This window comes from Nitrobacter sp. CN101, from assembly GCF_055390255.1.
Window position 1 is genome coordinate 1232085 of record NZ_AP038833.1, and the last position, 21863, is coordinate 1253947.

At 62.0% G+C, this 21863-nt stretch carries 20 protein-coding genes; 10 read left to right on the forward strand and 10 right to left on the reverse strand.

Translation table 11 applies throughout. From position 1 onward, the window contains the following. Positions 1-125: 125 nt before the first annotated feature. Positions 126-2978 (reverse strand): bifunctional transaldolase/phosoglucose isomerase, encoded by a 2853-nt coding sequence (locus ACZ5IL_RS06000; protein WP_464595754.1) that lies wholly within the window; start codon positions 2976-2978, stop codon positions 126-128. Between the two features lie 283 nt (positions 2979-3261). Here ACZ5IL_RS06000 and ACZ5IL_RS06005 point away from each other — a divergent pair, with 283 nt between their 5' ends. The 4 genes from ACZ5IL_RS06005 (at position 3262) to ACZ5IL_RS06020 (ending at position 4870) form a co-directional block, all read left to right on the forward strand. After that, positions 3262-3519, forward strand: a complete 258-nt coding sequence (locus ACZ5IL_RS06005; RefSeq protein ID WP_309773281.1) for a DUF6894 family protein — start codon at positions 3262-3264, stop codon at positions 3517-3519. 48 nt (positions 3520-3567) lie between these two features. Then, the gene (locus ACZ5IL_RS06010) at positions 3568-4044 is read left to right on the forward strand and encodes a glutathione peroxidase (RefSeq protein ID WP_464595756.1); all 477 of its coding nucleotides are present in this window, start codon (positions 3568-3570) and stop codon (positions 4042-4044) included. After that, the gene (locus ACZ5IL_RS06015; protein ID WP_425906188.1) at positions 4041-4298 is read left to right on the forward strand and encodes a DUF3297 family protein; all 258 of its coding nucleotides are present in this window, start codon (positions 4041-4043) and stop codon (positions 4296-4298) included. Before ACZ5IL_RS06010 ends, ACZ5IL_RS06015 begins: the two co-directional genes overlap by 4 nt. Before the next feature lie 218 nt (positions 4299-4516). Then, positions 4517-4870, forward strand: a complete 354-nt coding sequence (locus tag ACZ5IL_RS06020; protein ID WP_309773278.1) for a DMT family protein — start codon at positions 4517-4519, stop codon at positions 4868-4870. Between the two features lie 18 nt (positions 4871-4888). On the opposite strand, the gene ACZ5IL_RS06025 is transcribed toward ACZ5IL_RS06020, so the two are convergent. Next, positions 4889-5794, reverse strand: a complete 906-nt coding sequence (locus tag ACZ5IL_RS06025; protein ID WP_464595758.1) for a metallophosphoesterase family protein — start codon at positions 5792-5794, stop codon at positions 4889-4891. A 236-nt stretch (positions 5795-6030) separates the two neighbouring features. On the opposite strand from ACZ5IL_RS06025, the gene ACZ5IL_RS06030 reads away from it, so the two are divergent. Beyond that, positions 6031-6519 carry an NUDIX domain-containing protein gene (locus ACZ5IL_RS06030; RefSeq protein WP_464595759.1) on the forward strand — a complete coding sequence of 163 codons (489 nt, stop codon included), beginning with the start codon at positions 6031-6033 and terminating at the stop codon, positions 6517-6519. A gap of 65 nt (positions 6520-6584) precedes the next feature. Further along, complete coding sequence (locus ACZ5IL_RS06035; RefSeq protein WP_464595760.1) at positions 6585-7118, forward strand: GNAT family N-acetyltransferase; 534 nt, start codon at positions 6585-6587, stop codon at positions 7116-7118. A gap of 8 nt (positions 7119-7126) precedes the next feature. Here ACZ5IL_RS06035 and ACZ5IL_RS06040 read toward each other — a convergent pair whose 3' ends face one another. The 6 genes from ACZ5IL_RS06040 to ACZ5IL_RS06065 all read right to left on the reverse strand — a co-directional run bounded on the left by ACZ5IL_RS06040 (position 7127) and on the right by ACZ5IL_RS06065 (position 17015). Beyond that, complete coding sequence (locus ACZ5IL_RS06040; RefSeq protein ID WP_464595762.1) at positions 7127-9463, reverse strand: TonB-dependent receptor; 2337 nt, start codon at positions 9461-9463, stop codon at positions 7127-7129. Positions 9464-9581: 118 nt separating this feature from the next. Beyond that, positions 9582-10025, reverse strand: coding sequence for a DUF2946 domain-containing protein (locus ACZ5IL_RS06045; protein WP_464595763.1), 444 nt, complete (start codon positions 10023-10025; stop codon positions 9582-9584). A gap of 158 nt (positions 10026-10183) precedes the next feature. After that, positions 10184-12247 (reverse strand): hypothetical protein, encoded by a 2064-nt coding sequence (locus ACZ5IL_RS06050; RefSeq protein WP_464595764.1) that lies wholly within the window; start codon positions 12245-12247, stop codon positions 10184-10186. A gap of 9 nt (positions 12248-12256) precedes the next feature. Continuing rightward, positions 12257-15070 (reverse strand): DUF4159 domain-containing protein, encoded by a 2814-nt coding sequence (locus tag ACZ5IL_RS06055; RefSeq protein WP_464596840.1) that lies wholly within the window; start codon positions 15068-15070, stop codon positions 12257-12259. Next, positions 15070-16011 carry a DUF58 domain-containing protein gene (locus tag ACZ5IL_RS06060; RefSeq protein ID WP_464595766.1) on the reverse strand — a complete coding sequence of 314 codons (942 nt, stop codon included), beginning with the start codon at positions 16009-16011 and terminating at the stop codon, positions 15070-15072. The genes ACZ5IL_RS06055 and ACZ5IL_RS06060 overlap by 1 nt, the downstream gene beginning before the upstream one ends. Next, positions 16011-17015, reverse strand: coding sequence for an AAA family ATPase (locus tag ACZ5IL_RS06065; RefSeq protein WP_464596841.1), 1005 nt, complete (start codon positions 17013-17015; stop codon positions 16011-16013). The genes ACZ5IL_RS06060 and ACZ5IL_RS06065 overlap by 1 nt, the downstream gene beginning before the upstream one ends. 567 nt (positions 17016-17582) lie before the next feature. On the opposite strand from ACZ5IL_RS06065, the gene ACZ5IL_RS06070 reads away from it, so the two are divergent. Genes ACZ5IL_RS06070 through ACZ5IL_RS06085 form a run of 4 tightly spaced genes read left to right on the forward strand, consistent with a single transcriptional unit; the run spans position 17583 to position 20375 of the window. Then, positions 17583-18188: a DUF1285 domain-containing protein gene (locus ACZ5IL_RS06070; protein ID WP_464595768.1), complete on the forward strand. Its 606-nt coding sequence runs from the start codon at positions 17583-17585 to the stop codon at positions 18186-18188. 8 nt (positions 18189-18196) lie between these two features. Next, positions 18197-18862, forward strand: a complete 666-nt coding sequence (locus tag ACZ5IL_RS06075) for a CoA pyrophosphatase (protein WP_464596842.1) — start codon at positions 18197-18199, stop codon at positions 18860-18862. Continuing rightward, positions 18859-19122: a DUF6111 family protein gene (locus tag ACZ5IL_RS06080; RefSeq protein WP_079447629.1), complete on the forward strand. Its 264-nt coding sequence runs from the start codon at positions 18859-18861 to the stop codon at positions 19120-19122. The genes ACZ5IL_RS06075 and ACZ5IL_RS06080 overlap by 4 nt, the downstream gene beginning before the upstream one ends. Continuing rightward, positions 19119-20375, forward strand: coding sequence for a CCA tRNA nucleotidyltransferase (locus ACZ5IL_RS06085; protein ID WP_464595770.1), 1257 nt, complete (start codon positions 19119-19121; stop codon positions 20373-20375). The genes ACZ5IL_RS06080 and ACZ5IL_RS06085 overlap by 4 nt, the downstream gene beginning before the upstream one ends. Positions 20376-20481: 106 nt before the next feature. On the opposite strand, the gene hemF is transcribed toward ACZ5IL_RS06085, so the two are convergent. Further along, positions 20482-21369 (reverse strand): oxygen-dependent coproporphyrinogen oxidase, encoded by an 888-nt coding sequence (gene hemF / locus ACZ5IL_RS06090; protein ID WP_464596844.1) that lies wholly within the window; start codon positions 21367-21369, stop codon positions 20482-20484. A gap of 115 nt (positions 21370-21484) precedes the next feature. Beyond that, positions 21485-21850, reverse strand: coding sequence for a 6-pyruvoyl trahydropterin synthase family protein (locus tag ACZ5IL_RS06095; protein WP_464595772.1), 366 nt, complete (start codon positions 21848-21850; stop codon positions 21485-21487). Positions 21851-21863: the final 13 nt, after the last annotated feature.

Consider the following 21863-nt stretch of genomic DNA (forward strand, 5'->3'; position numbering starts at 1 on the left):
TTTCAGGAAGATTGAAGAACGTGGATCGAGATGAACGACGGCGAGGGGTAAGATCCCAGCATTACGCGGCTGGCGAACGTTTGTTGTCTGACGCAGTGTCATAACCTGACGCGTCATCGCCATGGTCACATGAGAGCTCGGCTGATCGCCTCGTCGAGCCGCGACAAGCCGGATTGAAGATCTCCCTTGAGATGCACGCGAAGCGCTCGCCGTCCCCGCCGGGTGAGCACATCGAAATCGCCGCGCGCCTGCGCAGCCTTGATAATACTGAAGCTCGTTTTCCGGCCGGGGATCTTCAAATCCCGTGGGTCGTCGGCGGTGATCTGAAGAAAAACGCCGCTGTCGGGACCGCCTTTGTAGGCCTGACCAGTCGAATGCAGGAAACGTGGGCCGAACTCGGCACAGGTGGCGACTTTCTTCCGGTCGCGAACGGCAAGGCGCATCCGCTGTAGGGTACCGATGTGTTCGTCATCGCGCGCGACGTAAGCCAGAAAGGCGACATAATCGCCGGGCTCTGCGCGCGCGAGGTGTGCCTTGAGCCACGAGGATAGCGCGCCGTCGCCGCCCTTCTCGCGTAACGCGCGCGCATTCTCAGCATTGGTGTAAAGATCGAAGCCGGCGGCGGAAATCGCCGGTTCTTCCTTGGGAAGCCTGCCCGTTTTCTCGAAGGCTGACGTCAATTCGCGAGTCCTGACCTTCGCAGCTTCGACGTCAGGCTGATCGAACGGATTGATGCCGAGAACCGAGCCGGCGGCCGCGACGGCTATTTCGAACCGGAAAAATTCCTGACCGATCTGATCGACCGAGTTCATCACGATCCGAACCACCGGATGTCCGGCGCTCTCGAGCGCGCGTAATTTCTCATCATGAGCGGCATCCTTTTCGTCTGCCGTGCGGATATCGATGAAGAAGCGGTCATTACCGTAAAGGTTCGCATCGGCGAGCGGTTCGCCGTCGATCGGGATCAGGCCCTTGCTCTCCTTGCCGGTCGATTCGGCGATCAGTTGCTCGGCCCATGCGCCAAAATCAGCGATTTTCGGAGACGCCAGAATAGTGACCTTGTCACGGCCTTCGCGCCCCGCGAGACCCATGGCTAATCCGAGCTGGACACCAGGATTGTCATGCGGTGGGACCTGGGCGCCACAGGATCGTACCATGACGAGTGCATTCTCGAGCAATCCTGTCACATCGATTCCCGCCGTGGCCGCCGGGACCAGGCCGAAAGGAGACAGGATCGAATAGCGGCCGCCGATTGCGGGATCGCCGTGGAAGGTGCGCGCGTAGCCGAGCTTCGCCGCTTCCTCGTCAAGCGAGGACCCCGGATCGGTGATCGCGATGAAGCGGTGGCCGGCTTTGTCGGCGCCGATGGCCTTGGCCACCCGCGCATGAAAATAGTCTTTCAGTGCATTGGGCTCTGTCGTTCCACCCGACTTGCTGGACACGATGAAGACAGTCCTGGCGACGTCGATCGCGGTTTCAAGCGAGCGAATCTGGGCGGGATCGGTTGAGTCCAGCACATGTAGTTTCGGGAAACCTGCTGCCTTCGGAAAGGTCTTCGCCAGCACCTCCGGACCCAGGCTTGATCCGCCCATGCCGAGGACGACCGCGTCGGTGAATTTTTGCTTCTTCACTCGCCGCGCGTAGTCCTCGTAGTCAGCCGCCCGATTAAACTCGGCGGCAGGACTCGTCAGCCAGGCCAGCCATTTGTCTTCGTCCGCACCGGTCCACACCGACTTATCCTGCTGCCATAGCTTGCGGACGGTGCCGGCGGCTCGCCAGTCATCCGCCTCTGCTTCGACGGATTTCGCCATGGCGGGGTCCAGCGACAAGGTCTGTCGGTCGATGGCAGAACCGAGAATCTTTTCCCGCTTCCGGGCGACGGCGCCGAGCAATTTGTCGGCCGCGTCCGCGAACAGCCGCACGCCCTCTGTCACGAGGTCCCGGGTGATCGCATCGAGCGAGATTCCGGCTTCCGCGAGCGCGGTGAGCACTTGCCGTGCGTCATCCAAACTTTCCTCGAGGCTATCGCGCGGCTTGCCGTGATCGCGGAAGGCCTCAAGGGTCGCCGGCGGCACGGTATTGACAGTGTCTGGACCGATCAACTCCTCAACGTAGAGGACGTCACGGTAGTCCTTGTTCTTGGTCCCGGTCGACGCCCATAGCAGCCGCTGCGGTCTGGCGCCTTCGGCTTCCAGCTTTTGCCAGTCTTCGCCGGCAAACAGCCGCTTGTAATCCTGATAGGCGAGCTTGGCATTGGCAATCGCGACCTGGCCCTTGAGCGCGGCAAGACGCGCTTTCTCCGCAGGATCGTTGGCTTGCGCGATCTTTTCGTCGAGCTGCTTGTCGGCGGCGCTATCGATCCGACTGACGAAGAAGCTGGCGACGCTTGCAACATGCGCGGGATCCCCGCCATTTCGGACATATTCTCGAAGTCCGGCCTGATACGCCTCAGCCACCTCGACGTAGACCTTTTGGGAGAACAGCAACGTGATGTTGATGCTGATGCCCTCGGAAATCAGGTGACGGATCGCGGGCAAGCCGTTCGGCGTCGCCGGCACCTTGATCATCAAGTTTTTGCGGTCGACGGCCTTCCACAGTCTCTTAGCTTCGGCAATCGTCGCCTTGGTATCGTTCGCAAGATACGGCGAAACCTCAAGACTGACGAAACCATCCGCGCCATGGAGCCGATCGTAGACCGGCCGCAATACGTCGGCTGCGTGCTGGATGTCCTCTACGGCGAGCTGTTCGTAGAGATCGGCGACCGATCGGTCGCCGTTTTTCAGCAGGCTGACTATAGCGCTGTCATATTCGTCCGAACTCCCGATTGCCTTCTCGAAAATTGAGGGATTGGAGGTAACCCCGCGTATTCCGTCGTTCTCGACAAGATGCTTCAAATCACCCTTGTTTATGAAACCGCGCGCAAGGAAATCGAGCCAGATGGCCTGGCCGTGGTTCTGGAGTTCACTGACAGGGTTCATGACGTTCTTCTTTGTTCGAGGACGCGCGCCGTTTAGGAAAATTCCCATAACCCGCTGCAAGCCAGGTTATGTCGACATGACGAAGAAAAGATGGCCTGATCAAGAGCGGGACTCGGTGCTAACGTTTGAGGCGGAATATTGATCCGCGTATGGATTACTAGGAGCTTGAAACGGGACGGACGCAATTTTGCGACAAATAAAGCCTATTGTAGTGCAGGCTTGTCGTTCGATAAAAAACTTGTGAGAACGGCGGACTCAAGGCCCACCCCGTTATGGATTGTTCATGCCCCGATATTTTTTTAACACCCGCATCGGAAGCGACCTGATTCTGGATCCGGAAGGCGAGGATTTGCGCGATCCCGACCAAGCCTGGCGTGCCGCCCGAACGACGATCCGCGAAATTCTCAAGTCGGACGGCGAACAGAAGGCGATCCTCAATGCAGTGCTGGAAGTGACCGACGCCACCGGTGAAATCGTTCTCGAATTTCCGTTCACCGAAGCCATCCTGGACCAGGTCAGCCGGTCCTCCACGCGGCATTGACCGGCACGGAACGGTCGCCCGATCGTAACTTGATCGAAAGGTTGTTGAATGGCCAGCGTCTTTGATTTCTGCGCGAGCACGCTGGCCGGCGAGCCCTGCGCGTTGAGACAGTTCGAAGGCCGGGTCCTTTTGATCGTGAACACAGCGAGCGCCTGCGGCTTCACGCCGCAATACAAGGACCTAGAAGAACTATATCGCGCGATGAACCCGCGCGGATTTTCCGTTCTTGGCTTCCCCTGCAATCAGTTTGGCAAGCAGGAGCCGGGGGCATCGACTGACATCCAGCAGTTCTGTGACAGCAAGTACGGCGTGACTTTTCCGATGTTTGAAAAGATAAATGTCAACGGGGCGGACGCGCATCCGTTGTTCAAGCATCTGAAGAACGAGAAGCCGGGTCTGCTGGGTGAGTCAATCAAGTGGAATTTCACGAAGTTTCTCGTGGACCGGCAGGGGAGGGTGGTTGCCCGCCACGCTCCGACCACCAACCCCAAAAAACTAACGGAAGAAATCGAGGCCCTGCTTTGACCGACCAGACCGCAAATGACCGGCTGCCCGACCGTTTGTCGACCGATCCGCGCAGCGCCTATTACAATGCTGAGATTCTGTCGCGCGATATCGGTATCCGTTTCAAGGGTGTCGAAAAAACCAACGTCGAGGAGTATTGTGTCAGCGAAGGCTGGATACGTGTTGCCGCCGGCAGTGCCAAGGATCGCCACGGCAATCCGCTGACCATCAAGCTTAGCGGCACGGTTGAACCCTACTTCCGGACTGGGGGGTAGGATTTGTTCCTATCGGTACGGCTTTGGGCATACGTGCAGCACAGTTCCTCCTCGCTTGCTGTGGGTTCACGCTGTAAGCAGGCCTAGAGTCTTTCACCGCTTCATGGAAACAGTGAAAGACTCCAGCTTTTTGATTTGACGCGTTTTCTTCACGCGAACCGGATTCCACTTCGCTCGAAAACGCTAGCTTTACTCCGGTCGTTTCCGAAAGTTCAGCCATGCCCATCGCGATTCCGTCGTGGCTCCTGCCGATCCTGATGCTGTTCTGCTCGAACGTTTTCATGACTTTCGCCTGGTATGGGCATCTGAAATTCAAGGAAAGCCCGCTTTCTCTGGTCATTCTGGCCAGCTGGGGTATCGCGTTTTTCGAGTACTGGCTCGCGGTACCAGCCAATCGCTGGGGCAGCTCGGTCTATTCGGCGGCCGAGCTCAAAACCATTCAGGAAGTAATTACACTTGTCGTTTTCGCCGGCTTCTCCGTGCTGTATCTGAAACAGCCGTTGAGCTGGAATCACGGTCTGGGCTTTGCGTTCGTTGCCCTCGGCGCATTTTTCATTTTTCACAAGTGGTGATTGCGCACTGTGGCGCGGCTAGATTAGCTGTATCCGCTGCAATTCATTGATTTCCTGACGCTCGATCGCTGCTTGGTCGGCAAAGCCGCGCACTCGCTGCTCGCAGCGCCAGGCGTTTCCGTCGCGTGTGATCGAAAACAGGTTGTAGGCGGCAGGTGGATAATGGCGATGCGGCATCGCGGATGCCGACGGCACACCGATGGCGGGGATCCGGCCGTGCGGTCCCTCGAACCACATCGTCGAATGGATATGATCATGGCCATGCAGGATGAGATCCACGCCGCGCCGCTTCAGAAGAGCCAGAAGTGCGTCGGCATCCGTCAGTCGTTTGTACGAATCTTTCGAAGACAGCGGATGGTGGATCAGCAGCACGCGAAAGTTCGGATCGCTCTCAAGCTGTGAGAGACCGCGGTCCAGCGCATCGAGCTGGTCGGACCCCAGCCGCCCGGTGGCCATGAAGGGACCGGTCGGTACCGACGAAGACACGCCGATCAGCGTCAGCGGCCCTCTGCGTCGCAGGAACGGAAAGGAAAGCGGCGTCCCTTCGCGGACGCTATCGCCACGCATATATTCTTTCCATTCGGAAATCTGTTTTTTCGTCGGGCGAACGTAGGCATCGTGATTGCCGGGCACGAGGGTGACGTCGTGCGGAGTGCCGACGTCGCCCAGCCATGCGCGCGCTTGCGTGAATTCATCCGGAAGTGCGAGATTGATGAGATCGCCGGTGACCGCGATGTGGTCGGGCGATTGCGCCTTGATATCGGCGACCAGAGCGTCCAGCACATCGCGCCGATGGATGGCGTGCCGGCCGCGCTTCCAGTTCAGATAGCCAAGCGCGCGCTTGCCTATGAGTTGATGCAGGCGCGGCGGAGGCAGCGGCCCAAGGTGCGGATCGGACAGGTGCGCGAGCGTGATGGTCGTCATCAGGGGCTACCGATCAAAGCGCCGGCGAGGTGTGTCATCGCGCCGCCGCCTGCGATCTTGAATGTTGCCCGCCGCGATGGCGAGCCTCTGTCCCTGTCATGAAGCTGCTTCACTTTTACCTCGTACCCGGTATCTCGTACCCGGGAATATTCTGAAGTTTTGGCAAGAGCACCGCTAGGATGCAAGCGATCATGCAAGAGCGAGTCGTCGCGTTGCGGATTCGGGGGCTAAGCGTCATGAATTTCCACCGTCTGCGGTGCTTTTGCGAGCCCGCGTTACGCCGGCTATTTCACCTGTACTTCCGGTTCGCCCGCGGCATGACGCTCGGCGTGCGCGGCGTGGTGCTCGACGCCGACAACAGGGTCTTTCTGGTCAAGCATGGCTATGTGGCGGGCTGGCATCTGCCCGGCGGCGGCGTCGAGGTCGGCGAGACGTCGCGTATGGCGCTGCAACGCGAACTCATTGAAGAAGGACGAATCGAAATACACGGCGAACCGGCGTTGCACGGCATTTTTTTCAACAGCCACGTTTCGCGGCGCGATCACGTCGCTGTCTATGTCGTCAGGGACTTCCGGCAGGATCGCAAGCCCGAACCAAATCGGGAGATCATCGATTGCGGTTTTTTCGCCGTCGATGCCCTGCCGGCCGAGACCACGGCCGGCACGCGGCTCCGAATCGCGGAAGTCCTTCATCATGAGCCGCCGGTACTCACCTGGCGCAGGTGATCGGCCCGGCCGCAATCGGCGGCAGGCGATGGACCGCGCCCGTGACAGATGCTATCCGCCTCCTCATGTCCGATCTCTCCCTCACTCTCCTGACCGAAACCGCCAATGACGCGCAGGCTATCGAGCGCCTGCACGAACGCACCTTCGGTCCCGGTCGTTTCGTGCTCAGCGCTTACCGCCTGCGCGAGCATGTCGATCATTTGCTAGACCTCTCCCTAACCGCCCACATCGGCACTCTGCTGGTCGGCTCGGTTCGATTGTTGCCGGTCTGCATCGGCGACACGCCGGCGCTGCTCCTCGGTCCGCTGACGGTCGAGCCGCCGTTCCGTGGCCGCGGCATTGGCCGCGCGATGCTCGAGCGCGTTCTCGGCGACGCGAAAGCGAAAGGGCACCGTCTCATCGTGCTTGTCGGCGACGAATCGTATTACGGTCGCGTCGGTTTCAAGATGATCCCGAAAGGAGAGGTCGACATGCCAGGTCCGGTTGACCGGGCACGTCTGTTGGTATGCGAGCTGGCTCCTGATGCGTTTGACGGAGTTTCGGGCATGATCCGGCCTGACTGGAGGTTCGCGCGGGAGGGGACGGACCAGAGCAAATAGATTTGAAATCAGTATTTCACGTTTGCGAATATCCGTACGTTCAGTCCCGGCAGCAACACCTGGTCCTTGTTGAAGGCGACGGCATTGCGAATTTGCTCGTTCAGCAGATTGTCGCCGACCAGACCGACGGTCACCGGCTGCCCGCCCAACCAGTTGTTCACGGGCAGCTTGGTCGTATAGCTGACCTCGGCTCGCAGCCGGTTGTAGCCGGGGGTAGGCGTCTCGACGCCGCTCACGTCGTTCTGTGCGAAGGCATGGAGCAGGTTGATGCGAGCCAGCCAGTTAGCGTCGCGGTAGTAGATGCCTCCTCCCAGACGCTGCGGCGGAATCCGCGGTACGTTGGAGCCGTCCGTGAAGGTCGCGCGGACAATGTCATACTGTCCCTCGATGCCGAAGAGGCCGTTCCACACCGGCAGAACGTCGTATTGAAACTGGAATTCGCCGCCGCGGAAAACGGCATCGGTCTGGGAGTAGATGGCCTGCTTCAATTCCAGACCCGGTCCGGCCACGCATGCCGTTTCGTCGCAGGTGTTGCCGGTCAGGCGCCGGTAGATGAAGCCGTTGAACCGTGTGTAATAGCCGGCCAATTCGAACCGCAGAGGCCCCGTCGCTCGGCGTAATCCGGCCTCTATCGACTTCGCGGTCTCGATGCCGAGATTCGGATTGCCGATGTCATAGGTTATCGTTGCATCATGCACGCCGCGGGAGAATAGCTCCGCTGGCTTCGGGGCGCGTTCGACGTATTGTCCGGTCAGGCTCGCCACGAGATTCCAGGGCAGGTTCTGAATCAGACCGACACTGGTGCTTTTTGGCGTGAAGTTCAGGGCCCGCGGCGTTGCGGCACCGATCACGCTCGGATCGACGGTGAGGTCGAACAGTTCGGGCATGGTGCTCGGAGTTGAGCCGTTGAGGTTCACGTGTTCGATCCGACCGGCGACCTGTGCCTTGGTCGTGTCGCTGAACGTGAACTCGTTGAAGATATAGCCAGCGAACCTTCCATTGCTGTTCGGATCCCACAGGCCGTTGAGCGGGCTTAACGGATCGTCGGGACTCGGCGCGGTCAGTTCCTGGTGCGACCCCTGAACGCCGATCGCGGTTGTCAGAGCAGCGAAGCGCAGGTTGGTCTGAGCGAACTGCACTTCCATCCGGCCTTCTTGCTCCTTGTTGGTGAACGTCTGGCGAACGCCGTCGCTGGCCGGATCAGCTGCGTCGGCAAGGGCGAGTTCGTTGTGCTTGTAGTCGATCGCGCCGACCCAGAACCGTATGGCATCGATTGCCGCCGCATCGGGCCGATATTCACCTTTTGCGGTGAATTTGGTCTGATGCGCGTCGATCCGGGTGCCGAGCTCTTCGCCCTCTTGGCCTGGAATGTGGTACAGGCTGTTGTTCTGCGTGATCGCGGCTCCGACGAATCCGCCGTCGAACAAATACGAGCCGCCGACTGAAGCTCCATTGGAGTCGGTCGCGGTGTTTTTCTGCACGCCGCCGGGGATCGCATAGTCCTCGGTTCGCCGCGCGAAGGCGTCGGCGTGAATCGCCACGTTGTTGCCGCCGGCATCGAGCAGAACCGCGCCTTCACGACCGTTGTTCACGCTCGAGACCGCTCCTCGTGTCTCTACGTTCACGCAGCCAGGGGGAGTCGGCAGTTGTGGCGCCTTGACGGCATAACCGTAGGTTTGCGTTGTCAACGGTGTCGCGCATGGCGTGGTTTCGGGAATGCGATTGTTACTGGCGCTGACCATTCCGCCGATGGCCGTCGAACCGTAACGCAGCGCCGCCGGGCCGCGAATGACCTCGACCTGATTGGTCGAAAGCGGGTCAATCGGCACGAAATGGTCCTCGCCGAGATCGGACGCACCGTTGCTTCCGATACCGTTCTCCACGATGCCGACGCGATTGTTGTCGAGGCCGCGGATGATGGGCCGGCTCGATGCGCCGGGGGCGAAGGATGAGCCGGTGATGCCCGGCTTGTTGTTGAGCAGGTCGCCCAGCGTTGTGGCCCCGTTGCGCCGAATCTCTTCGTTGGTGACGACGGTTACGGTCGCGAACTGATCGGTCACGATGGGCAACGTGCCCTGCAGATTGGCGGGAGTCGCCGGCGCCGCAGTGCGGGCTACCTCGGGTTGCCGGGGCTTAGAAGTCCTGGTCGTGCCGCGGCGAGCCGTACGCGCGGGTGTTGTCCGAGTCGGCCGTGCATGGCGCACGATCGGACTGGGCGCGTTGACCACGATTCCAGGCAGAGCTGTCTGGGCGGAAACGTCATCGGAGAACACCACGGCAAAGGCCGGAAGCGACACTGCGCTGAGGCGCGCCAGTGTGAGAAAACGACTGGGAAAAAAGGACATCCTGCGGATCCTGATACGGCCGACTTCCGCTCATCGGCGTTCGTATGGCCGTCAAAGTCGATAAACTTGCGAAGTTCGTCGGCAATGGGTTGCGCAGCGCGCTATTGCCGGATCGACATCAGGACGAAGGAGGAGCGCGTGGCTGGAAGGCGATAGGCCGCGATTCGAGGTGATTGAACTCGGCTTCGATCACAAGATGAAGGAAATTACAGGCGTCGGGCAACAGCAAAACAGGAGGCCCGGTGAACAGCATCGTGCCCGCGAGCGCCATAATGGCGCAAACGGCGCATCGGTCGCGGTCCTGATCGTCACCTGTCGGTCCAGCCGGACTCGTGACGAGCGTTTTGGCGGAATTGGTTAGAGCTGCATGTTGCGAGTCTACGGTCGCGCCGGGTGGGGCAGCGACCGGGTCGCTGGCTGGCACGGATGCGCTGGTTTGCACCGAGATGGTCGGTGCGGCGGCAGCCCCGTGATGATGCCCGAACGACAGAACAAACTGGATCGCAAGCGCGAACAGCGCGAGCCGCGATCCGTGTTTGATGTTCGACCGGAACCACTTCATTGCAACATGTCCACGCCTTCGCGGTATCTCAGACGTTACAATATAACATCCGGGTTCCGGCCGGATGTCAACGGCGACCTACTGAGACGGCCCAACGATGTGGTCGCCAATGCGAAACTGTGTGGTTTGTGCAACGGATCACAGGAGTGGATTGGAGGTCAGCGTCCTTCCCGAAGCCAGGTTGCGGCAAAGGCGCCGAGCAGCAACAGCAGGCCGATCACTCCGGCGAACACAGGCAGCACGCCGACGCCGCGGACCACGCTGGCGTCACGAATCCGCACGCCCAACCAGCCCTCGCCGCGAAACACGCTTGAGGCGCGCACCGGAACGATGCGCGGAATGTCGATGCTCGAGCCGTCCGCGATCCGCCGGGCGTCGCCACCGCTGGCTTGCGCGAGCGGTTTAATCTCGTCCACGGTTGACGTAACCGCCGAGAATTCCTTCGGATTGGCCGGGCCGACATTGACCAGAGCTTTCAGCGTGCCGTCGGTCGCCTGCCATAATCCGAGTTCGTCCGCCATCAATCCCGTTTCCCACAAGCCGGGTTCGGCGGCCTTCAGCAACAGTTCGCGAGTCTTGCCGGAGGGCGAGGTCACGGTGACCGGAGTGACGGTGTCGGCCATGGTCTGGCGCTGCACGACGAGATCCTTGCCGTGAACTTTAAGTTGCAGCGTCTCTTCCTCGAGTTCGGGCTGCTTCATCAGCCAGTGCGACATCCGCCGGAGCAGATCGAGATGCGGGCCGCCGCCCTCATAGCCCCGTGCCCACAGCCAGATATGATCCGACAAGAGCAGAGCCACCCGGCCTTCGTCATACCGCGACAGCAATAGTAAGGGCTGGCCGTCGGCACCGGTCATAACTGGCGGCACCGAAACGTTGCGGGTGTCGACTTCGCGGAAAAATCGGCTCCAATGCGGCGGATCACTCGCGGAGCCTTCGAGCCCCCGGGTGACAGGATGACGCTTGCCGGCGTCGCTCAGCCGAGCATGGAACGGCTTTTCAGTGACGCCGACCGGTTCGGCGGGCAGCACGGTGTCCAGCGGCGTCCGCCAGATGCTGGTGGTCGAGGCATAGTCGGGGCCGGCCGAAACCAGCACCGCGCCCCCCGCGCGCACGTAACGCGCGATGTTGTCGAAATAGGCGGTCGGCAGCACGCCCTGGCGCGCGTAGCGGTCGAAGATGATGAGCTGAAATTCGTTGATCTTCTCCTGAAACAGCTCGCGCGTCGGAAAGGCAATCAGGGACAGTTCGTGGATGGGCGTCCCGTCCTGCTTCTCGGGCGGACGCAAAATCGTGAAGTGAACCAGATCGACGCTGGGGTCCGACTTCAAGAGGTTGCGCCATGTGCGTTCGCCCGAATGCGGCTCGCCCGATACCAGCAGCACTCGCAGCTTGTCGCGGACGCCGTCGATCGGCACCACGGCGCGATTGTTAACCGGCGTCAGTTCGTCCGTTAGCGGCGAGACTTCGATCTCGACGATGTTCTGCCCGGCATGTTTGATGTCGACATCGACGTTGACGGTTTCCCCGCTCAGAACGGTACGCTCGCTGATGACTTCGCCGTCGCGGCGCACCACTGCTTTCGCGCGCTCGCCGCTGACGCCCTGGTCGTCGAGTCGATAGGTGACGGTCTGAGTCTGTCCGACAATGCCGAAACGCGGCGCGGCAACGATCGCGACGCGGCGGTCGCGTTCGTCCGTGTGGCCGGTGATCAGGGCATGGACCGGCGCCTTAAATCCCAGGGCAGAGACGTTGCCCGGAATGTCGTGAACGCGCCCGTCGGTGATCAGGAAGGCGCCGGCGACGCGGTCGGTGGGCACATCTGACAGGGTCGAGGAAAGTGCCGAGAACAGCTTGGTGCCGTCGGTCTCGCCGTCCGCCTGGCCTGCATCGACGACGCGGACTTCAAGCCCCTTGATCTGCTTGAGGCGATCGACCAGCGCTTCGCGCGCCTTCGCAGCCTGATCGGTGCGGTCGCCGAAATTCTGGCTCGGGCTTTTGTCGACGATGACGGCGGCCACCGAGGACAGCGGTTCGCGCTCCTCCCGAGTGAATGACGGATTGGCGAGCGCGAGCAGGATCAGCGCCAGCGCCGCCACCCGTACCGCCGCGCCGCGCGCGCGGCCAACCAGGAGCAGCACTGTGATCACGACAATCGCGGCGGAGGCGCTCCACAGCACGATCATGGGAACAAGGGGGGTGAAGGCGATGCCGTACTGCATGCTGCGGTCCTATTGCCCCAGCCGTTCGATTAGCGCGGGAGCATGAACCTGATCGGCCTTGTAGTTGCCGGTCAGCGTATACATCACGATGTTGACCCCGGCACGGAACGCGAATTCGCGCTGACGCGGCTCGCCCGGCGAGAGCGGCAGCATCGGTTGGCCGTCGGGACGCATGGCCCAGGCGCCCGCGAGATCGTTCGAGGTGATGATGATCGGCGAAACGCCGTCGCCGCCGCGTGCCGGCCGTGAGCCCGCTTCGTCATCCTCATTGCGCGGCAGGGCCTCGACCCAGGTCTGGCCGGTGGTGAAGCGGCCTGGAAAATCGTGCAGAAGATAGAACGTCTTGGCCAGCACATGCTCGTGCGGCACCGGCTCGAGCTCGGGGATGTCGAGCGACGTCAGGATGACGCGCAGTTGTTGCATCCCAGGCGTTCGGGATTCGCCATCCGGCCCCGGCAGCGCATCGATCGCGTCTCGGGTGTCGAATAGAATGGTGCCGCCCTGCTTCATGTAGGCGTCGATCTTATCGAGAGCGTTTTGCGGCGGCTTCGGCGCGCCCGGCACGATGGGCCAGTATATCAGCGGGAAGAATGCCAGTTCGTCGCGCGCCGGATCGACGCCGACCGGATCGCCGGCTTCAAGCGCTGTGCGTTGCGCCAGAAACAATGTAAGCCCGCTCATCCCGGCCTTGACGATGGAGTCGACCTCCGGGTTGCCGGTCACGACATAGGCGAGCCGGGTCTGGGAGGTGGCCTTCGTGGCAAACTCATCGCTGGCGCTGTCGGCGCGTGAAAGTGAAGGCGCCATCGCCATCGTCGTCAGAGCAAGCGCGACGACCCGCGCCGCTTGAGCCGCGCGGCGACGCAGCAGCATGGCCATGCCGCCGCCAAGCAGCGCCACGATGACGGCGTCGGCCAGAAACAGCGCGAGCGCCGAGGACAGCAGGATACCTCGCAGATCATGCGGTTCGGTGTTGGTGAAACTCGCCCGTCGCGCCGTCAGGTTCGAAGTGTCGAGCGGCACGATCCGGTCGGTTGCCGCCAGCGTGTTGACAGCAATCGGCCCGTCGGCGGGGCCGTAGAACCCCGGTGGATGCTCAATGGTGCCGCGGCCGCGATAGTCGGCCCGCAAGGGTTTGACGGAAGCGGGCGGGGGTCCGAACGTGCCGAAACCGTCGAGCGTCCGCAGCGGCGCGACGGTTTCCGCCTTGGCATCAGCGTTTGCGGTTCTGCCTGTGTTTGCGGTGTAGCCGGAAACATCCACGATACGCCGCAGCATCTCGACGAAAGTGCCGGACATCGGCAGATCGGACCAGCGCATGTCGGCGCTGATGTGGAATAGCGCCAGCAGGCCTTTGCCGCGGCGCTCGCCGGTCACCAGCGGCGTTCCGTCGACGAGGGAGGCCCAGCTCTTGGCCGCCAGCGTCGCATCCGGTTCGGCGAGCACCTGCCGGTTGACGGTTACGTCATTCGGCACCGGAAGCGCCGCGAACGGTCCGTCCGCGGCGAAGGCGGCGAGATGCTGCGGGTTTTCCCAGGTCATGCTGCCACCGAGGCTGCGGCCGCCGTGCCGCAATTTTACGGGGACCAGATCGTCGTCTGCCTGCGCCAGGCGCGGCCCCGCGAACCGCACCAGCACGCCGCCATGTTTGATCCAATCGTCGATCCGATGGCGCAGTTCCAGGGACAGCGCTCCAACGTCGGCCATTACGATCATTGACAGCTTCTGATCCAGAAATTGGGTGATGATCTGCTGCGGGGCTCCTTTGTCGCCGAGCCGGACATCGGCGAACGGCGCCAGCGCGCGGCTCAGGTAGAAAGTCGATGCAAGCAACGGCTGCGCCCTCTCGGTGCTCGATCCGCTGACCACGCCGATGGCGCGTCGGCGCCAGCGCTTGTCGAGCAATTGCACCGCGCCCGCTGATCGCTCCCCCGCGATCTCCAGCCGGGCGATATCGTTGCGCAACTCCAGCGGCAGGTCGAACGCAGCTTCCGTTTCGCGATCCTGAGGCGCAAACGCATATTGCGTCTCGCCGATCGGCGCCCCTTTCTGGTCGAGCGCACGGACAACCCCGGCGGCCGGGCCGTTCGCGTTAGCGCGCAGCACCTTCACGGTCATCCGGGCCGCGGCATTTTCCGCCGCGGTCAGCGCACGGGCGGGCAGCGTGCCGCCTTCGACGATGGTGAGGGAACGGTCGCCGATCACCTCGCGAAGTCCGTCGACGAATTCCGTCCCACGCCCGCTGTCGATGCCATCGGTCAGCCACGCGATATCGCTGTCACCCGTCGCGTTCAGGAAGCGTTTAAGCGCCGGCAGCGTTTCAACGCGGTCGACCGCGAACGGCTTCGGAGCAAGCTGCCGCAGCGTGACGCGCGCGGTTCCGGCAGGCGTCAGCGTGATGCCTTGCGCCGGGTCCGATAAGGGCACGATAGCAACGCCCCGCCGGTTGCTGTCGGCCTCAGTGATCAGTTGATCCGCCGCCTTGATCCGCATCTCCCAGCTCGATGCGGCGCTCCAGCCGTCGTCGAGCAGGATCGTCAACGGCCCGGTGCTGCGGGCCGGTCCGTTGTTGGGATTCCACACCGGGCTAGCGGCTGCGAAAATCACCAGCGCCGCCGCCGCAAGCCGCAATGCCGTCAGCCACCACGGCGTGCGCGAAGGCGTTTCTTCCTTCGGTGCGATATCGAACAGCAGTCGTGTCGGCGGAAAATCGATGCGCCGCGGGCGCGGCGGCATCACACGAAGCAGCCACCATAGAAGCGGCAGGCTGAGCAGGCCGAGCAGCATCAGCGGTTGCAGGAATGACAGCGGAAGCGCCGACATCATGCGGTGGGCCCCGCTTTGGCCGCGATGACGCCGCTTCCCCTACTCGCCATCATGCCGCCGTGGAGGAACAACAGCAGGTCCGCGGCGGACCGGTCGGTGGTGTGGGTAGAGAACAGCCAGTCGAGCGCTCTGGTTTCCGCGCGGATCTGGTCGCGATGCAGCGCCACGCGCGCGACGTAGTCTCTAGCCCATCGTTCGGCGCGGCCCGCAGTGATGGCCCGCCCATCCTCGGGTTCGACGAATTCGACGCGCCCCGAATAGGGGAATGTCTCCTCGGCGGGGTCGACGACCTGTAGCAGCGTGCCGTGCGCCCCGGAAGCCGACAATCCGGCCAGCATGGTCCGGATATCGGCGATCGGTGACCAGAAGTCCGACAGCACCACGATCTCCGACCGGGCCGATGGCACGAACGACGGCGGCAGACTGGCGCGCGCGAGATCGTCATGGAGCATCGCCTGGGCTATTCGGTCGATGACGTTGCGGTTCGCGGTCGGATTTATCAGCCCGGGAACGCCGACGCGTTCACCGCCGGCCACCAGCAATTCAGCCAGTGCGAAGGTGACGATCAAAGCGCGCTCGAGCTTGCTGTCGCGCGCATTTCGAGAGGCAAAGGCCATCGACGCCGAACGATCGGGCCACACCCACACGGTGTGCGCGGCCTCCCACTCGTGCTCGCGGACGTAGAGATGATCATCGCGCGCGGAGCGACGCCAGTCGACGTTCTGCGACGGCTCGCCAGAGACGAAACGGCGGTATTGCCAGAAGCTTTCACCCGAACCGGCGCGGCGGCGGCCGTGCAGGCCGTGAATCACATTGGCGGCGATGCGACGGGCTTCCAACACGAGACGCGGCAGCGACGCCGCCAGCGTGCGGCTTTCACCATCGGCACGTCTGACTGCTTCGATTTCCTGCCTGACGTGCCCGGCTGCTGCGACCATCAACCGATCCGCGTTTTAAGTTGTTTAATGACATCGGAAATCGTGCGACCTTCGGCACGGGCCGTGAAGGTCAGCGCCATGCGATGCTTGAGCACCGGCTCGGCGAGGTCGAGCACGTCGTCAATCGACGGCGCAAGACGTCCGTCGAGCAGCGCGCGGGCGCGCACGGCCAGCATCAGCGACTGGCTGGCGCGCGGCCCCGGTCCCCACGCGATCAGTTTTCCGATTTCGCCGCTCTCCGGTCCGGGGCGCGCCGAGCGCACCAGCGACAGGATGGCTTCGACCACGCTGTCGCCGACCGGCAGCCGCCGCACCAGCCGTTGCGCTGTGAGCAGGACATCGGCGTTCATCGCGGCTTTCGCCAGGGCCTCCTCGGCGCCGGTGGTCTCGAACAGGATGCGGCGTTCCGCGTCGCGATCCGGATAGTCGACATCGATCTCCATCAGGAAGCGGTCGAGTTGCGCTTCCGGCAGCGGATAGGTGCCTTCCTGCTCCAGCGGATTCTGCGTCGCCAGCACATGAAAGGGTTTGGGCAGGTCGTGGCGCACGCCGGCGACGGTGATGTGCTGCTCCTGCATGGCCTGCAACAGCGCTGATTGCGTGCGCGGGCTGGCGCGGTTGATTTCGTCCGCCATCAAAAGCTGTGCGAATACCGGTCCGGCAATGAAGCGGAACGAACGCTTGCCGATGCTGCTTTCGTCCAGCACCTCGGCGCCGAGGATGTCCGACGGCATCAGGTCCGGCGTGAACTGGACGCGATTGGCGTCGAGTCCGAGCGTCACGCCGAGCGTCTCCACGAGCTTGGTCTTGGCAAGGCCGGGAACGCCGATCAGAAGCGCATGCCCCCCGGAGAGGATGGTCACCAGCGTGTTTTCGATCACCCGGTCCTGACCGAAGATGACGGTGGAAATCGCATCCCGCGCCGCGCGAATTTGCCCGGCGACTTGCTCGGCCGAACGGACGATCACGTCTTCGAGTTTCTCGACACTCTTGTCCGAGTCCATAGCCATCCGTCACTCCTTGCGCGAGGCTACGCAATTTGCGTCGTCGCGCCATGAACTGTTAAACATACGCAAACGGCATGTATTCATTGAACTAAACTATTCCCACAATATCTGGTCTCTCGAGCTATGAGCGGCATCACGAAGCGGCGAATAATCGCGTCGATTTCGGTGCCCGATCCGCGCCCAGTGCCTCGATTCCGAAGTTCGTATGTTCTTGCAGCGACATCTAATCCGAACTTCGGAATCAAAGGGGCACTAGCAACCTTATGATTCTAGTGCGGTTTGGGTTCAGAAGTTCGCTCGACGGACTTGCCGGGAGAATGAAGCGAACTTCTGAACCACCACACGAGTGGTCCGATTCTAACGTTCGCATCCCGTTTCAGCAGGTGTTTTTGCGAACGTTAGAATCGCAGGACCACTAGCAACTATAGGTTTCTAGTGGAGTTTTGGATTTGACATTCGCATTTCGGTGCCCGCGGCAGATGGGTGGCGAATGTCAAATCCGCTCCACTAGTGGGTTGATGTTCCCCTTTGTGGCAGAAGAGGCGACCAGCGTCGGGGTAAACCATGGCGAAGCAAGGGCGGCCCGCTACTCGGACACTGGATGGCCTGACGGCCTCAGCGCGCGATGCCGCGGGCTCGCCCGGCAGTGGATTGCCGCCAGTCCATCTGTGGAATCCGCCGTTTTGCGGCGATCTGGACATGCGAATCGGCGGCGACGGCACATGGTATTACACGGGAACGCCAATCGGCCGGCCTGCGCTGGTGCGTCTGTTCTCCACGATCTTGAAACACGAGGATGGCAAATACTTTTTGGTGACTCCGGTAGAGAAAGTGGGCATCAGCGTCGATGACGCACCGTTTCTGGCCGTCGAAATGATCGGGAATCGGGACGAAAATGGTCGCCTGCTGAGATTCCGTACCAATGTCGGCGATTGGGTGCCATGCAATTTTGAGCACCGGCTGCGCTTCGAGTGCTCGGAGGGCGGCGGATTGAAGCCTTATCTGCACGTTCGGGCCGGTCTCTGGGCCAAAGTGACAAGGGCGTTGTATTACGATCTTGTTGACATGGGTGAGCAACGGATGGTCGATGGTCAAATGATGTTCGGGGTCGAATCGGGCGGTGAGTTCTTCGCGATGGCGGATGCGGAGCAGGTGAGGGACGCAGGTTGAACGTTCCGATGATGAAGACAGGCGTCGCGTTCCCCGATGTCGGCACTGAGGCGTTTTTCGACCGCGCACGGGCACGGTTGCGTTTCGATATCCCGCCGGGGCTGACAGACGCCGGCATCGTTCCTTTGACCGGTGACCATGACAATGATGCCGTGCTCCGGACGATCGCTCAGGAAAAGCCGATCCGGCCGGCGGCGGTGCTGATCCCGGTGGTCGCGCGCGAGCAGCCGACCGTGCTGCTGACGCAGCGCGCGGCTCATCTTAGCGAGCACGCTGGCCAGATCGCGTTTCCCGGCGGCAAGATCGACGCGACCGATGCCTCGCCGGTCGATGCGGCGCTGCGCGAGGCGTGGGAAGAAATCGGACTGACCCGCGACTTTGTGGAGCCGATTGGATATCTTGATCTTTACGGCACGAGTTTCGGGTTCCGTATCCTGCCGACGGTGGCGCGCGTGAAACCCGGATTTGATCTTCGCATCAATACGGATGAAGTGGCCGACGCATTCGAGGTGCCGCTGTCGTTTCTGATGAACCCTGTCAATCACAAACTCGGCCGGAAGCAATTCCGCGGCACAACGCGCTCGTTCTACGAGATGCCGTTCGCCGAACGAAATATCTGGGGCGCAACTGCCGGGATCCTGCGCGTACTGTACGAGCGAGTCTATCTGAAATGATCCGTCCAGTTTTAATGGAACTCGGAATCTTCCTGATTCCGTTCGCGATCTACGCGGCATATCTAATCGCCCACCGTGTGGACTTCATGATCGCCGCCTCATGGCCGCCGCACATCGTCGTGAGGCTCTCGCTAGCGGCGCTGGCGCTGGTTGTCGTCAGCTTCGTTCTGTTGGCGAATTTCTCGGGCTCGCCGCCGGATTCGACCTATGTTCCGGCGCATCTTGAGAACGGCAAACTTGTGCCCGGAGTCGAGAGGTGAACCCGGCCCGCTCGCTATGCGATGCGGGCTGGCTGAAATCAGGTCCGGCGGTACGCGTTCTGGCGCTGCTCAGTGGAAACGGCGAGGAAGCGCGGATCGTCGGCGGCGCGGTTCGCAACGCCTTGTTGGGTCTGCCCGTGGGCGAGATCGACGTGGCCACCACGGCGCTGCCCGAAGAAGTCATGCGCCGCGCGGCCGCGGCTCGCATCAAGAGTATTCCGACCGGCGTTGAGCATGGCACCGTCACGCTGGTGGTCGAGGGCCGGCCGTTCGAAGTCACGACGCTGCGTGAGGATATTGAAACCTTCGGTCGCAAGGCCAGGGTTGCATTCGGCCGGGATTGGGCGCGCGATGCCGAACGCCGCGATTTTACCATCAACGGTCTGTCCGTCGAGAGCGATGGCACAGTGCACGATCATGTCGGCGGACTCGACGACATCGCCGCTAAGCGGGTGCGCTTTATCGGCGATCCGGATCGGCGTATCGCGGAGGATTACCTGCGTATACTCCGCTTTTTCCGGATCCATGCCGCCTATGGTGGAGGCGGACCCGACCGGGACGGCTATCTGGCCTGCATCCGCGGCCGCGCCGGACTTGCCACGCTGTCGGCCGAACGCATGCGGGCGGAGATACTGAAGCTGCTGGTCGCGGAGGGCGCCGTGGAGGCGCTGGTGGCGATGGAGGACGGCGGCTTGCTGCTGACCATTCTCGGCGGCGTGGCGTATCGCGGTCCGCTCGCGGCGATGATCGTGGCAGAGCGTGCGCTGGAACTTGCGCCGGATCCGATCCGCCGGCTCGCGGCGCTTGCGGTATCGGTTACCGAAGACGCGCGGCGGGTTGCGCAGCGATTGCGGCTCTCCAATGCCGAGGCGAAACAACTGGATTCGATGGGCCATCGCTGGTGGCGGCTGGGCAGCATGGACGAAGCAACCGCGCGGCGGCGAATCTACCGGCTTGGGGCGCCGCGCTTCCGCGACCGGCTGATGCAGGCCTGGTCGCGGGCTGGCCTCGGCGCCGATCCGGCGCCGTGGCTAAACGTCGCAACCCTGCCGCAGCGCTGGCAGCCGCCGGCCTTCCCTTTGAAGGCCGAGGATTTCGTGGGACGCGGAATCGCGGAAGGTCCGGCGCTCGGACACGTTCTCGCGATCGCGGAAGATGCCTGGCTTGCAGAGGATTTCCCGCTCGACTCCGCGCGACTTTCGGCGATTGCCGATCAGACCGTCGCGCGGTTCACGCGCGATCACCGGCTGTGAGGGCGGCAATATTCCGCCAGAGCGGGATGGGGAAAAGTGGATAGCGGTTTTCCGCCCGCATCCGGCTTCTCGTTCGTGATTTTGAATTGGTTCGGTCCAACCGGATCTAAGGCCATTTCACCTCGGGAGGCATCGACGAGAGGATCGACTCGACGTTGCCTCCGGTCTTCAGCCCGAAAATGGTGCCGCGGTCGTAGAGAAGATTGAATTCAGCATAACGTCCGCGTCGGATCAACTGTTCCTCGCGATCGGCCGCGGTCCACGGCGTGCCGAAGTTGCGACGCACGATCTCGGGATAGACCTTGAGCAGCGCTCGCCCAACATCCTGCGTGAAGGCGAGGTCGGCATCCCAGTCGCCGCTGTCATGCCAATCATAGAAGATGCCGCCGATCCCGCGGGATTCCTTGCGGTGCGGTAGATAGAAATACTCATCGCACCAGGTCTTGTATTTGTCGTATGCGGCGATGTCGGCATGGGCGTCGCAGGCGGACTTCATCGCCGCGTGAAACGCGAGGCTGTCGGCATCCTCCTGCGTGCGCCGCCGCATCAGCACCGGCGTCAGGTCGCCGCCGCCGCCGAACCATGCTTTCGTGGTCACCACGAAGCGCGTGTTCATGTGAACGGCGGGAATATGCGGATTGCGCATGTGGGCGATCAACGAGATGCCCGACGCCCAGAATTTGGGGTCGGCCTCGGCCCCCGGAATCTGCGCACGAAACTCCGGCGCGAATTCGCCATGCACGGTCGAGCAGTGCACGCCGACCTTCTCGAATAGCCGCCCGTGCATCATCGACATGACGCCGCCGCCCCCGGGTTGGCCGGTGTGGTCGGTACGCTCCCACGGCGTGCGGACGAAACGTCCCACGTTACTGGGATAGAGCGAAGCGGGCGCGTCGTCTTCCAGCTTTTCAAAAGCCGAGCAGATATTGTCGCGCAACTGCTCAAACCAAGATCGCGCGCGGGCCTTGCGGGTCTCGAGCAGGGAGGCGTCCATCGGATATTCCTTGAGAGACTCTGTCATTGCGAGGAGCTTAAGCAACGAAGCAATCTAATTTCGCTGGTTTTAATTCTGGATTGCTTCGCTGCGCTCGAAATGACAAGTGAGGGTTTCAACTTTCGGGTCCGAAATAGGTGCAGCTTTCGCCGCAACTATCGCGATGTACGCTGACGCGTGTCACGTATCCTGCGTGCTGGACATGATCCCAGATGAAACGCGCCAGATTTTCCAGCGTCGGCGGACCGAGTCCTTCGACGTTGTTGAGGAGCTTATGATCGAGCTTGCTCTGGACCTCGCCCATACCGCGCTCGAGCAGGCCGAGATCGAGCACCATTCCGCTCGCGGAATCAGGCTTGCCGCGGACGCTCACCTCGGCGCGGAACGAATGGCCGTGGATTTCCATGCTCGCGGTGCCCAATGTTGTTCCCGGCAGCGAATGCGCGGCCTCGAAGCGGAATGATTTCGTCAACTCCCACATTCCTGAAAACTGC

Coding starts and splice junctions, on each gene's coding strand:
- ACZ5IL_RS06000 (WP_464595754.1), bottom strand. CDS start 2,978: ATGAACCCTGTCAGTGAACTCCAGAACCACGGCCAGGCCATCTGGCTC.
- ACZ5IL_RS06005 (WP_309773281.1), top strand. CDS start 3,262: ATGCCCCGATATTTTTTTAACACCCGCATCGGAAGCGACCTGATTCTG.
- ACZ5IL_RS06010 (WP_464595756.1), top strand. CDS start 3,568: ATGGCCAGCGTCTTTGATTTCTGCGCGAGCACGCTGGCCGGCGAGCCC.
- ACZ5IL_RS06020 (WP_309773278.1), top strand. CDS start 4,517: ATGCCCATCGCGATTCCGTCGTGGCTCCTGCCGATCCTGATGCTGTTC.
- ACZ5IL_RS06025 (WP_464595758.1), bottom strand. CDS start 5,794: ATGACGACCATCACGCTCGCGCACCTGTCCGATCCGCACCTTGGGCCG.
- ACZ5IL_RS06030 (WP_464595759.1), top strand. CDS start 6,031: ATGAATTTCCACCGTCTGCGGTGCTTTTGCGAGCCCGCGTTACGCCGG.
- ACZ5IL_RS06035 (WP_464595760.1), top strand. CDS start 6,585: ATGTCCGATCTCTCCCTCACTCTCCTGACCGAAACCGCCAATGACGCG.
- ACZ5IL_RS06040 (WP_464595762.1), bottom strand. CDS start 9,463: ATGTCCTTTTTTCCCAGTCGTTTTCTCACACTGGCGCGCCTCAGCGCA.
- ACZ5IL_RS06045 (WP_464595763.1), bottom strand. CDS start 10,025: ATGAAGTGGTTCCGGTCGAACATCAAACACGGATCGCGGCTCGCGCTG.
- ACZ5IL_RS06050 (WP_464595764.1), bottom strand. CDS start 12,247: ATGCAGTACGGCATCGCCTTCACCCCCCTTGTTCCCATGATCGTGCTG.
- ACZ5IL_RS06055 (WP_464596840.1), bottom strand. CDS start 15,070: ATGTCGGCGCTTCCGCTGTCATTCCTGCAACCGCTGATGCTGCTCGGC.
- ACZ5IL_RS06060 (WP_464595766.1), bottom strand. CDS start 16,011: ATGGTCGCAGCAGCCGGGCACGTCAGGCAGGAAATCGAAGCAGTCAGA.
- ACZ5IL_RS06065 (WP_464596841.1), bottom strand. CDS start 17,015: ATGGACTCGGACAAGAGTGTCGAGAAACTCGAAGACGTGATCGTCCGT.
- ACZ5IL_RS06070 (WP_464595768.1), top strand. CDS start 17,583: ATGGCGAAGCAAGGGCGGCCCGCTACTCGGACACTGGATGGCCTGACG.
- ACZ5IL_RS06075 (WP_464596842.1), top strand. CDS start 18,197: ATGATGAAGACAGGCGTCGCGTTCCCCGATGTCGGCACTGAGGCGTTT.
- ACZ5IL_RS06080 (WP_079447629.1), top strand. CDS start 18,859: ATGATCCGTCCAGTTTTAATGGAACTCGGAATCTTCCTGATTCCGTTC.
- hemF (WP_464596844.1), bottom strand. CDS start 21,369: ATGGACGCCTCCCTGCTCGAGACCCGCAAGGCCCGCGCGCGATCTTGG.
- ACZ5IL_RS06095 (WP_464595772.1), bottom strand. CDS start 21,850: ATGTGGGAGTTGACGAAATCATTCCGCTTCGAGGCCGCGCATTCGCTG.